The organism is Pseudoalteromonas sp. SANK 73390 (assembly GCF_054966645.1).
Genome location: NZ_ARPN01000198.1, coordinates 25,362 through 37,874 on the forward strand (window position 1 = coordinate 25,362; position 12,513 = coordinate 37,874).

7 protein-coding genes and 1 pseudogene are annotated in these 12,513 nt (G+C 40.0%); 2 read left to right on the forward strand and 6 right to left on the reverse strand.

What is annotated here, in order from left to right; genetic code table 11:
- Positions 1-43: 43 nt before the first annotated feature.
- From SANK73390_RS21650 to SANK73390_RS21665, 4 genes are all read right to left on the reverse strand, one after another.
- On the reverse strand, positions 44-3,166 hold the full coding sequence (locus tag SANK73390_RS21650) for a glycosyl hydrolase family 18 protein (RefSeq protein WP_462768375.1): 3,123 nt from the start codon (positions 3,164-3,166) through the stop codon (positions 44-46).
- Positions 3,167-3,927: 761 nt separating this feature from the next.
- Complete coding sequence (locus SANK73390_RS21655; protein ID WP_462768376.1) at positions 3,928-4,887, reverse strand: sensor histidine kinase; 960 nt, start codon at positions 4,885-4,887, stop codon at positions 3,928-3,930.
- Entirely contained in the window at positions 4,888-5,433 is a 546-nt protein-coding gene (locus SANK73390_RS21660; RefSeq protein ID WP_462768377.1) for a heme NO-binding domain-containing protein, read from the reverse strand.
- 11 nt (positions 5,434-5,444) lie between these two features.
- A complete protein-coding gene (locus SANK73390_RS21665) occupies positions 5,445-6,557 on the reverse strand; it encodes an HDOD domain-containing protein (RefSeq protein ID WP_462768378.1) in 1,113 nt (370 codons plus the stop codon).
- 87 nt (positions 6,558-6,644) lie between these two features.
- On the opposite strand from SANK73390_RS21665, the pseudogene nosR reads away from it, so the two are divergent.
- Positions 6,645-7,999, forward strand: a pseudogene (gene nosR, locus SANK73390_RS21670) (response regulator c-di-GMP phosphodiesterase, NosR family).
- A 222-nt stretch (positions 8,000-8,221) separates the two neighbouring features.
- Here the strand turns inward: nosR and SANK73390_RS21675 are convergent.
- A complete protein-coding gene (locus SANK73390_RS21675; RefSeq protein ID WP_462768379.1) occupies positions 8,222-9,772 on the reverse strand; it encodes a methyl-accepting chemotaxis protein in 1,551 nt (516 codons plus the stop codon).
- Positions 9,773-10,107: 335 nt separating this feature from the next.
- Between SANK73390_RS21675 and hemH the strand changes: the two genes are divergently transcribed.
- Positions 10,108-11,127, forward strand: a complete 1,020-nt coding sequence (gene hemH, locus SANK73390_RS21680) for a ferrochelatase (protein WP_462768380.1) — start codon at positions 10,108-10,110, stop codon at positions 11,125-11,127.
- A gap of 151 nt (positions 11,128-11,278) precedes the next feature.
- Here the strand turns inward: hemH and SANK73390_RS21685 are convergent, their stop codons facing one another.
- Positions 11,279-12,319: a hypothetical protein gene (locus SANK73390_RS21685; RefSeq protein WP_462768381.1), complete on the reverse strand. Its 1,041-nt coding sequence runs from the start codon at positions 12,317-12,319 to the stop codon at positions 11,279-11,281.
- Positions 12,320-12,513 lie beyond the last annotated feature (194 nt).

Below are 12,513 nucleotides of genomic sequence, written 5' to 3' on the forward strand. Positions count from 1 at the left end.
TGCTATTCCTCCTTAATTGGGCAGCCGGAGCTGCCCAAACCAGTTATAAGGTACATACCTTCTGGTAATCACTGCTGCCTTCAGGTGCTTTATTTGTCCACCACTTCGCTTGATAAATAGCTTGATTTTGGCGAACTAAATCCCCCCCAGCGGCATGTGTGCCTTGAGGTAATGTTGGATATACAACAATGTCTTGAATTGGTTTACCTTTACAAGTAGTCACAGGGTCACCACCACCATCTCCAGGTGTTGCCTCTGGCAATTTAGGGTACTCAAACTTAAACGCATACTTCTTACCGTCTTTTTCAGCAACAAAGTTGATGGGTCCAGAAATTGGCATGTAGTACATTACTTGTGCGTTAACCGTTTCACCCGGTGCAAATGACTTAGGAACACTGCCCCATTCATTCACAAGGGTAATTGAGAAGCGGTGGAATTCATTTTCAAATCCGCCAATGTTATTACCCGCAGCATTAGAGCCGTTTGCATCAACCGCCATTTTCAATTTTTCGGTCGCGTTCCAGTTAGACTTAAAGATTGCAGAGGTAGATACCGGTACATCAAACGATATCTTTGCTCCCGTTAAATCAATTCCTGAGTTGTTTTTAAACGAAAATGTTGGACTAATTGGGTAGTTAGCATCTCCCAATGGAAAGTCCTTGGCTGTAAAGCTGACATCTACTGACTTTTCAGGTAACTGGAAGTTCGCATTACCTTGGTTTACATCATACAAAGCGCCACTTTGATTAAATTTATCGTAAGCAAGCGATGTCATGCTAGAGCCCATAAAATACTCGCCTTTCGCCGCATCATAGTCAAAGTCGCCCGCAAGCTCCCAGAACATAATGCCGCCGAGTCCATTGTTGATAACGTAATCAACCTTGGTTGCCATTGACTCTTCATCTTCGATAGAAATAAACACTTTTTTCTGGTCGTTCCAAAGCCAAGGGGCGACAGCTACAGAGTCATAATGACGAGTATAAGTACCAGATAGTTGATCAGCAGGGTCGTTTGCGGGGTCTAAACCATAAATCTCGGCATAACTAGGCATGATACCTTGTTGTAGGTTTTTAGCATGCCAAAGTGGATTAGAACCTGCTGGTACTTCTAAGCCGACGTCGTTTTTATCATGCCACAGGTTGTCGATACCAACGGCACCATTACCACACTTGTTTTGATCACCTTTACCTGTACCTGGAGGACAGTTCGCTTGGTCAGCAAAAGCAGCTTGCCCCCATAAACCATTTGTACCGCCCTGTACATTTTGGAAACCACGCGTGTAGTAAGGAATACCAATATTGATTCTACCGGCAGATACTGAACCTCTAAAGTAACGTACTGCCCAGTCTGTATTGAGGTAACCAATTCCTTCAAACTCTTTAGTTCCGTATACATTCCACTGTTTAAGCTCTGAGTCTTCCCCAGTATCAAACAATGAAGCATTGTGGCCTACATGTGAATTCCAAGCGCCATGCAAGTCATAAGACATGATGTTTACGTAATCTAAATATTTGACTGCTTGGAACGTCTCCATACCACGGAGTAAGTAGCCTGATGATGGCGAGGCAATAGTTAGCATATAATGCTTGCCATCTTTTTCACCTTCTTTATCCAACTCCTCACGCAAACGCTCCATCAGTATTTGATAAGACGCATTCAAACCGCCGCGACGTGCATTTGAAATTGGGAAGTCATCCGGATGGCCTGAGTCATCCATAGAAGATGGGTATTCGTAGTCAACATCTACGCCGTCAAAACCATATTTTTTAATAAACTCAACAGCGCTTTTAGCAAAAGCATTAATACCAGCATGGTTCACTGAACCGTCAGCATTGGTCGTCATAGTATAAAAACCACCGCTGTTAACCCGACTTCCATCAGGACCAAAGTAGCCACCAGTTTCAGCCCAACCACCGACTGAGATAAGCGTTTTAACATCAGGGTGTTGCTTTTTATATTTATTAAGTAAGTTAAAGTGGCCTTTGTATGGTAATGACGGGTCCATTTCAGCGCCCGCAACCCCTGGCCATTCCATATTGGTTGCAGGATTACCTGCGGCAGTTGGGTCGCCTATTGACACTTTATTGTTGGCATCTACATGAGCAAATGCATAATTAATATGCGTAATTTTGTCCCAAGGAATATCATTTACCAAGTAACTTGGCTGGCCATTTGCACCATTGCGCCAGCTTGTGAAGTAGCCGATTACACGGCGAGGATGGTCAGGTCCCATAATCTCACGACCATTTTGGTCGTAGATTGTACAATATGGTGTATTAACACCCGGTGTTTGATACAAACCTTCAGGGCGACATGCATCTGCATCTGCTGTAGGGTCAACCACATTTACCGATTTGCTGATCTGCCCCGTTGCACCTTCGTTATCTGTAACAGTCAACGTAAATGTAACTTGACCAAGCTCGGTTGCTTGCCAAGTATGTTCAGTAGCAGAACCATTTGTTGCAGCTACTTCAGTGCCATTAATCGCAAAACTCAGCTTGTTGACTGAGCCATCTTCATCGGTACCAGACAATGCAAATTTGACACTGGACCCAATAACCAACTCTGGTGGCATATTAACAATATCAAGCACTGCAACAGGTGCTTTGTTAACGGGGGTATCCGTTTTAACAATAATTTGATGACTCAGCATACTTGAAACTGCGCCTTCATTATCGGTTGCTTTAACAGAGAGAGTATGAGTGCCTTCTACAGCACTCCAAGATGCCTCAAAATTATCATTTGTTCCTGACGTGTCCGTCAAAATAAGGGAACCATTAACGTAAAAGTCAACCTGTGCCACACTACCATCATCATCTGTCGCATTAACAGTGATGGCAACGCTGTCATTAATGTTAAATTCAGAACCGTCTACTGGGCTTAATTGATTGATTTTTGGTTTTTTATTAATGACAACGCTGTCACAATCACCCAAGCTCAACCAAGCTTGCCATGGTCCAGAGTTTGCTTCTGGTTCTGACTGGTTCCACCATTTAGCTTCATAAGCTGCGTTATTTTGCTGAACAACCTTGCCTGCAGTGGATACCGTTCCTGCACTCCATTGCGGAACACCAGTACAATCGTAAGCATACGATTGTGCCCCCATTAAACCCAAAGACAAGGCGCTCAATTTTAACGCCGACTTGAGTATATTTTGTGAACTCATGATTATCTCCAACCTTTACATGTAACTTTTGTTTAACAAATTAATATTAAAGCTAACACATAAAAAAAGGGCGTCAATCACGCATTGTTCACTTTTCAACCTTGAGCGATAAGGAAAAGCTAAAAAATTAGTAATAATGTCGTATAAATTTATTTATACGACTAGTACTAATCCATCCCGTTATTTTCAGTAATAACATGAAATGCATTCACTTCATTATAAATACAAACAGTGAACAAAGAAAAAAATAATGCTTAAAAACAGTTGGTTGTGACATTTTTCTGTCATATTTAAAATTATTTTTATCGATACGCAATAAATAAACTAATCCAAAATAAGCTGCGTTTGCATATGCAAAAAAAATATAAGCCATTTTTTTTTGCTATAAACAATTATAGTAATTTTCAACCTTACGTTTACGTTAACGTCATGTGGAGAGGGTGTTAATATTCACTTTTGTTCTTAATAACAAAAATATTGTATATATATAGGTATAAGACAAGCTAAGTATTTGAGATTAAAACTGAGTGAAGTGATAATTGAGGTAATATAGTCTAAATAAGCGAGTTTAATTACAATGTGAAGGTGATAAATACCACTACTGACCATTCTTAAGACTACTTATTCAATACAAATAATTAAAATGCTAAAAACAACCTTTAAAGAATAGGTGATGAAGGTCAATACCACGTGAGCTATTTCATTGTTCACTTGAGCCAATTATAAACAACATTAGAAAATGGCCCTCATGCAAATACCGACTACTCATCTGTCTCTGCTAATATAGGTAATTCGCAAACAACCTTACTCCCTACTCCAACAGTACTATCAATGAGCACTCTGCCTTGGTGCTCCTGAATAATGGAGTACACAATTGACATGCCCATTCCTGTGCCTTGACCAACTGGTTTTGTGGTAAAGAAAGGGTCAAAAATACGTTTAATTGTCTCTTCACTCATCCCACAACCATTATCTTCAACACTCAAATAAATAAATGAACGCTCACTAAACAGTTTTACAACAATTTCCGCTTTTTGTTCTCTACCATCACAAGCCTGCTTTGCATTAAGTAATAGATTAACAATTACTTGGTTCAATGTAGCTAAATTACAATAGCTCAAAGGTATAGGCTGAACATGGCAGATTAGGTGGGTGTTTTTTAATTGATTATTCAATAGCTTTAGCCCACTTTCTAGCGACTTAGAAAGATCCGCCATTGCTAATAAATTATTTTTAGGACGTGCGAAGCTCAGTAGGTTTTTAACAATGGCTCCTATTCTGCGCAAACCATCTTGTGCGTCATCGAGCAACTCATCCATATCAGTGATTAAAAAACCAAACGACTGTTGCTGGTTCAACCTCTTTAGCTCTGTTATAAAATCATCGTTGCTTATCTCTTTCGCAATGAAGTCCTTGCTAACAGACAATAAACCACCCAAAACGGGTTTTACATAGTTTAAGCTTTCTAAATTACTCATCGCATATGCAAGTGGGTTATTAATTTCATGTGCTACACCAGCTGATAAAGTACCTAACGTCGCCATTTTCTCAGCTTGCATTAGCACTGCTTGCTGATTTTGCAGCTGCAGTATTTTCTCTTCTAGTGCTTGATTAGATTCATAAAGCGCGCGCGTTTTTTCCTCCAATAAATGCTCTAACTCATCCCGAGCCTGTTTTTCTCGCAGATACGCTCGGTAATAGTCCTCAGATCGCTTAGTCATTTATTGTCCTTCATAGGTAAGCAACATGCGGCACTGTTCATATCCGTCATGCATACATTGCTGATGATCGATTTGCGTTTTCATACCATAGTGAGCACCGGCACCATAAATCAACCCTTCAGCGCAAAAGCACAACTTTCTTACCGAGCTGTAATTGAGCAAAATATGCTTATCATCAATTTGCTCGCAGCTAATTTGAGGCAGGTTAGGTTCGTTATACAATTTTGCAACTTCAGCATGTATAACTGAATCTATACCCAATATAAGTGATTGAAATCCGTCAAACTGCTCTAAAATACGACTGTGTTTTTTGATGAGATAACCAAACAAATACTCACCAAATACACGCAGTACATCCACTAACGGCTTGTTTAAAATACTCGCAACCTCGTTGGCCATAGCGAAAAGTTCCTCATCGGGGTAACTTTGAGCACTAATATACACTCTATTTTTTGGCGCATGCTTATCTAATAAAGCTTCCCAAGCTGCCATACCATGGTTTTCAATGACCAGCTCTTCTAGTCCTCTATATACAATACCTTTCATCCTTTACCTTCCTATAAACTATCATACCAAACTGTTATCACTTCAAGCTGCCCTAAAGCGAGCAAATGAGCTTGCAAATCTGGCGTTAAATCAAATATCTTATTTAAGGTTAGTTGCTCCACTATCGCATGCAACAAAGTTAAAGATAATTCAGGCTGTTCAGGTACGTCATTCACCAATTGAGCCCTAACCAGTTCGCTTTCAAAACCCCAAAGCGTTAATAAGTAAGCACTTAAAGCATAACAAGACACCGAGTTAATGTTCCTAGAGCCTTCTAACACACACTCTTTTGTTAAAACCCCAACCGCACTGAGTAGACAACAAGCAAATAAGTTTTGTTGCAATACGCTGTCTTGCTTTAAATAGTGGCTAAGCGATTTTGCCATTAATGCTTTTTGCAATGCGCTTTCGATCACCGTTTCAATTTTTGACTGCTGTAATTTATTGATAAACAAATGTGAAGTTTCGTAGCAGGTAATTAACGCTTTAAGTGCAACAAAACCAATCCGAACAACCGCGTCTTTAACATCGCTAGTTATACTTTGGTACCCCATAAACGCAGAATTAGCAATTTGTAATAACTTACTTACTAACATAGGATCATGATTTAGCATTTCCACCAACTTATTCATATTAGGCGTATGCTCTTCGAGTGCCTCAAGTAGCTCAGAAATACTGGCGGTTAAACACGGCAAGCCTGAGATTTGTCCGAGCTTAACACGCGTTATCTTATCTAAAGGTAACGCTTTCAGTAGTAGCGTATTTTCTATAATTTGCTTTAAATGTGCGTGTGTAAATGGCTTAATCAAATGAAAGTGAATCGTGTTATCTACCAGCCATTGATATTCCTTCTGCGCATTAGCGCTAAATAAGCAGCGTATTGCACAAGGGCATAATGCTTTAGCACGAGATAAAACATCATGTCCTGATTGACTAATCAATTGCTCCTCACACAAGATAATATCTGGCTCACCTTGCTCTGATATACAGTTTTCTAGGTCTTCGGGGTGCTGTAAACACACAATAATAATGTTTTCGTATAAACGGTTGAGCGAGCGGGATAGTGCCTTAAGTAACAACTCATCATCATCCACTAATAAAAAGTATATCGCTTGCACACTCATGTACTAAACCTCCATTACTTCAGTTGTATATATAGTCAGCTTAGTCTAAATTTATTTACATACATAAATTTGTAATTCACTGTTTTTATGAAAGATATACCAACACTTGAAACGCAAGAACAAATACCAGCAAAAGTACTCTGTGTTGACGATGAAGCCAGTGTATTACGCGCACTATCTCGCCTATTAAATCACCACAAAATAGAGGTGGTAACTTGCAGCTGTGCGACACAGGCAATTGAAGCTTTACAAAATCACGAATTTGAAGTTGCCATCAGTGATATGCGCATGCCAAAAATGGATGGCCTCGCGTTTTTAAGTAAAGTAAAAGAACTAGCCCCCAACACGCAACGCATTTTGTTAACTGGCTATGCGGATATAGAAGCCACTATTGGCGCAATTAATCAGGCTAAGATCCATGCTTATTTAAATAAACCATGGGAAAATGAACACCTCGTCCAAGTAATAGTGCAAGCAGCCGAAAAATATAGACTTGCTAAGCACAACACTCACCTGCATGCACACATATTAGAGCAAAATAAGCAGCTTCATGAGCTTAATCAATCACTTGAACAATTGGTTAGCAAACGTACCAAGCAAATTCGACAGGTATTAAAACAACTTGAGATAGCCCATAAGCATGAGCAGAATGAGCATAAGGCTACTGTTGAACTCTTATATAACTTTATTAACGCAAATCCATATTTAGATGGGCAGTTAGCAAGTAACATTGCCAAAACTTGTCGGCTAATGGCAAAGCAATTAAAACAACCCACAAAGGCTATTCAAACGGCTGGCATGGCAGGCTTTTTAGCACAGGTTGGTCTACTTGCAATGGACCCAGAACTGTATAAAGTACCCACTAACCAGTTGTCAGACCAACAAAAAAACTGTTTTATACCCATCCTGCCACCGCTCAGTTAATGCTTATGCCAGCTCAGCACCTAAATGATGTAACAGAGGCAATTTATCATCAATTTGAAAAGTACAATGGTGAAGGTATTCCCAAAGGCTTAAAAGATAAGGAGATCCCACTATGTGCTCAAATACTCGCTGTTGCTAGGGATTATTGGCAATATTTTGCCCAAAACCATAAAAATGACGCAGACAAACAATCAGATGCTTTGTCACATATCAAAGCATTCAGTGAGCATCTCTACAACCCAAAGGTGGTCAATGCATTAGAAGCTAGTGCTAAAGTGCTCCATAAACAACACAACGACCACGCAGGCTCCATGCAAATTGTCAGCAGCGAGCAGCTAGAACCGGGTATGACACTTGGTCTTGCTGTCCACAACCATCAAGGCATTATGCTACTGCCCAAAGGGCATATTTTTACAGTCACATCAATTGCTAAAATCAAGCAGCTTGAACAACACAAGCCGACACCATTTAGATTGATGATAAGTCACGGCTTAAGTAGTGAGTCGACGTCACATTAAGCGCTTTATGACCCGTCAATTATACTCAGTAAAATGGTAATCAACGAAGTCAACAATCCGCTACCTTTTCTTAGCTGAAAAATATCAAACCTCAGCGGGTTAGCTGGCACTTGTATCAAACCGTATAGCGGTATTATCAGGTCGCAAATCATGAGCTTCGCGGCTAAGTGATCGCGACCTTGAAGGAAGAAGCAAGGTAAATAATATACTATACGTTAGTTGTTAGCGCCTAAAACGTACGACAAGTTCATACATATCACTTGCCACATCCGTTAATTCAGCGCTGACTTGCTTCACTGTATCAGCACTGTGTAAACTATCATTTGCAAGGCTCGCAATATTCACAACCTGTTGATTAATGTCATCCGACACAGCCGCCTGCTCTTCAACTGAAGTGGCTATTTGTGTCGACATATCATGAATTTGACGCACCGCTTGTTGTATTTGCATTAACATATCGGTACTTTGAGCTAATTGATCAATACCCGATACCGACTCCTCCTCCCCTTGTTGAGCAATACTAACCGCATTTTGAGTGCTATCACTGAGTTCATTAATAATGGTGTGAATTTCTTTGGTTGATTCTTGTGTGCGTTGTGCGAGGTGACGAACCTCATCTGCAACCACAGCAAAGCCGCGGCCCTGCTCTCCCGCTCTGGCTGCTTCAATCGCAGCATTCAATGCCAATAAATTAGTTTGATCTGCGATTTGCTCAATAATTTGGGCAGCATCAGCAATACGCGTTGTTTGTTTGGAAACGCCAAGAACCGAGTCTCTGATTTGTAAAACTGTCTGACCCAAAGCTTCAATCGCTTGCTTGGTCAACTGCGTTATACGTTCACTCTCATCAGCCATAGATAAAGCACTTTGTGCATGCTCCGCACTAATTTGTACACTGCCAGAGACATCATTAATAGTAGTACTCATCTCATTCATTGCAGTCGCTACTTGCTCAGTTTCTAACTGCTGATTTTGCAGTAACTTATAACTCTCACCTGCTTTTTCAAGTGCCTGAAGAGAGCCTGATGTTACTTCTTTGGCTGAATGTTCTATCCGCGTGATCACCGTATCTAAATGTGCTTGTTCACTACGCATTCGCACTTGAATGCTGGCCATTTTGCCACCCCAGGTAGAATAAATTTGCGTAGCAACCTCATCACAAAAACTATGCTCAAGGCTCTGCTCTAAGCGTTTAAGCTGCTCACTGTCTCTCCAAAGGTTATAACTACTAATGCTTACGCTATTAATAAGCACCCAGAAAAATGCAATACTTTCAAAACTAAACGCCCATAACAAGATCCCAACTACCAACATTGACATAGGCCAAAGCACGCGCAGTTTTGGCCATTTAAAGTTGCTATTTTTTTTATTCAATAAATTACTATACAGTGTTTGCGCTCGTGCGACTGTGTCTTTATCAGGGCAGCGACGAACCGACTCATATCCCACCACTTTGCCTTTTTCGGTTACTGGCGTTACGTAGGCGTCAACCCAATAAAAATCGCCATTTTTACAACGATTCTTAACTACACCCATCCAAGGCTTGCCTGCTTTTAACTGCTTCCACATAGTAGCAAATGCCTCTGGGGGCATATCGGGGTGACGGACAATGTTATGATTTTGGCCAATTAACTCTTCACGCGTGAAGCCGCTTATAGCAATAAAATGCTCATTACAATCAACAATTTTTCCTTGTAGATCAGTTACTGAAACCAGTTTCACATCAGATGCAAAATGTTTTTGCTGCTGTGTTATAGGTTGATTGAGTCGCATACACCCTCTCTATACATTTAATTTAAGCATGTAACGCATGACGCTGCGCAGTGGCGCCAAAGGTACTGTGCCGCTGCAATCTATGCAAATAGATTTAGCCAAAAACGAAAAAAAATCAGACCAATGTATAAAAATTATCATATTTATGTGCTTGCATATCCGATAAAGGTACTTAATCTAGCGACTTTGCATTATTTTACTTTAGCTGGTATCAATTATAGATCGAGTTAACAGTTACGAACGTACTGATTATCTTGTAAAATTAATTCAGGTGGCGCATTCTTATATGCTGCCACATCGCTTTAGATAATACCCAATGTTCAAAGGAGCCGTGTGTGTCACGTTTTTCAGCAATTACTGATAACCCTCATGATGGGCGATTTAATCAAAAAACTGGGGTTTTAGTTACCAATTTAGGTAGTCCAGACGCCCCAACACCAAAAGCCCTGCGAGTCTACCTTGCTGAGTTTTTATCTGACCCGAGAATTGTTGAGATCCCAAGGCTTATTTGGTTAATGATTTTGCATGGTATAATATTGCGTGTAAGACCAAAAAAGTCCGCCAAAGCTTATCAAAGTGTTTGGACAGAGCATGGCTCACCTTTGATCCATATCTCACAACAGCAAACAAACAAGCTAGCAGCACTTATTAAGCAGCAAGGTTTTAGTCATACCGAAGTTGTTCTGGCAATGCGTTATGGTAACCCTTCAATTGAAGCTGGGCTTGAAGCACTCAGAGATAAAGGCCTAACTAGAATCATCATTTTGCCTCTTTACCCTCAATATTCGAGCCCAACCACAGGTTCAACATTTGATGCTGTTGCTAACGTATTAAAAAAATGGCGTTGGGTGCCAGAACTTCATTTTGTTAATGGCTATCACAAGAACGATTTATATATAGAATCTTTGGCAAACTCCATTGCTGAAGATTTACAAACCTACGGCACGCCACAAAAGCTGGTTTTTTCATATCATGGAATGCCTAAACAATTTTTAGATAATGGCGACCCATATCACTGTTTGTGTCAACAAACTACAAGATTGGTGGTTGAGAAACTTGGACTCGATAAGTCACTTGTAGAAACCACATTCCAAAGTCGATTCGGTAAAGCTGAATGGTTAAAACCGTACACTGATGCAACACTGGAAAGTTACCCAGAGCAAGGTATTAAAGATATTGCCATTGTTAGCCCCGCTTTTAGCGCTGACTGCTTAGAAACACTTGAGGAACTGGAAGAAGAAAATCGTGAGATTTTTGAACACGCTGGCGGAGAAAAGTATCGTTATATTCCAGCTTTGAATGATAGAGATGATCATATTAATGCTTTATTTGATGTGATAGAGCCGCTTTTGTAATGTGAACAGAGCGGTTGATTTACAACCACACAATCCACACTTAATACAATTGGTGTTTTAAAATCAAAACACCAATTTAAAGCCGATTATCTAAATTACTATTGGTCTAAGGGCGCTTTGCTGGCGGTACTCACCTAATAAGTAATAACGGCTAAAGTTCACTGCCGTCTTGCCCACGCCATGACCAAGATGGGTACAGTGTGCCATTTACGGTCGCATTATTGCCCGTCAAAATAGATTGAGGTTTATTTACACTCACCCAATTACTCGCAGTTGAATGTTCAAGTTCAAACACCACATTTCCATATAAAAAATAAGGCCCTGTAATTGATGAATTACGATATGCTGCAAACAATGTTTGACCACCCATTTGCAACTGGCCAACGGAGCTTTCACGATTAACATCAACCGCCGCTTTACTCCATATCATCAATGAATCAATGTGTGTGTTATTGTCTGCTAAGAAATAACCATTACCAGAGACTTGCACCGTCAAAAATTGATTTTGAGCATTTGAACGTGCCATTGATGTATCTAATATATTAAGCGTATTTTTTTCATTTCCAGCATTAAACTGCGCGACTGCACTGCCTGACACTTCAAAGCCTATATTGGTTGTTTCACCAATATAGGCCGTACTATTATCTGTAATAACAAATGGGTACAGCAGGTCATTCGTTAAAGATTTTGCATCGGTCGTTAAATTACTTAAAGTTGCAATGCTATTTGCAGTTACCGTTAACGCTCGCGTACCTGCCTCAACACTTATTCCAACATCACGTAACACAACCGTACTGTTTGATACTTTTACTGCTTCTAACGCACCAACATTGGAATTTAACACAATAGAACCACTTTGCTGATCATCGTTACTAATCTCAATATTGCGTTTTTGTATAACAATTGGTCCGGAACATGCCCCCGTAATAGTAAACCGGCGCAGTTGCGTTGCCCATCGACTGTATTCTATTGCTTTGATTAAAGCTTCAGAGTCATTACTGCAATTGACCAATGTTGTCCATTGAGTCGAGTTGCCTAAAACAGCTTTATCATTGATAAAGCTGTTTTTAATAGCATTTTGAGTATCATCGGTTACGTGCTCTGAAATATGAGGTGCCGCTGATGCTTGGTTTATATGTAATGTCGCTGTGATTGCACATACACATAATATTATTCGTTCTTGAAATGTCATTAAACTATCCCTTTACATTTGTTTGTTTCCTATGCATAAACATGCACGCCTAGCAAAAGTAAATGGTTGTTACTACCCAAATAAATTACTTTTGCAAGTACAAACCATAAGGTAGTAAGGTAGTTGGCGCAATTTATTGTATAAAAATCAAGCATGAAAAAACATCATGTACTTCTTCATATTATTTCACTGTG

Coding starts and splice junctions, on each gene's coding strand:
- SANK73390_RS21675 (WP_462768379.1), bottom strand. CDS start 9,772: ATGCGACTCAATCAACCTATAACACAGCAGCAAAAACATTTTGCATCT.
- SANK73390_RS21660 (WP_462768377.1), bottom strand. CDS start 5,433: ATGAAAGGTATTGTATATAGAGGACTAGAAGAGCTGGTCATTGAAAAC.
- SANK73390_RS21665 (WP_462768378.1), bottom strand. CDS start 6,557: ATGAGTGTGCAAGCGATATACTTTTTATTAGTGGATGATGATGAGTTG.
- SANK73390_RS21650 (WP_462768375.1), bottom strand. CDS start 3,166: ATGAGTTCACAAAATATACTCAAGTCGGCGTTAAAATTGAGCGCCTTG.
- SANK73390_RS21685 (WP_462768381.1), bottom strand. CDS start 12,319: ATGACATTTCAAGAACGAATAATATTATGTGTATGTGCAATCACAGCG.
- SANK73390_RS21655 (WP_462768376.1), bottom strand. CDS start 4,887: ATGACTAAGCGATCTGAGGACTATTACCGAGCGTATCTGCGAGAAAAA.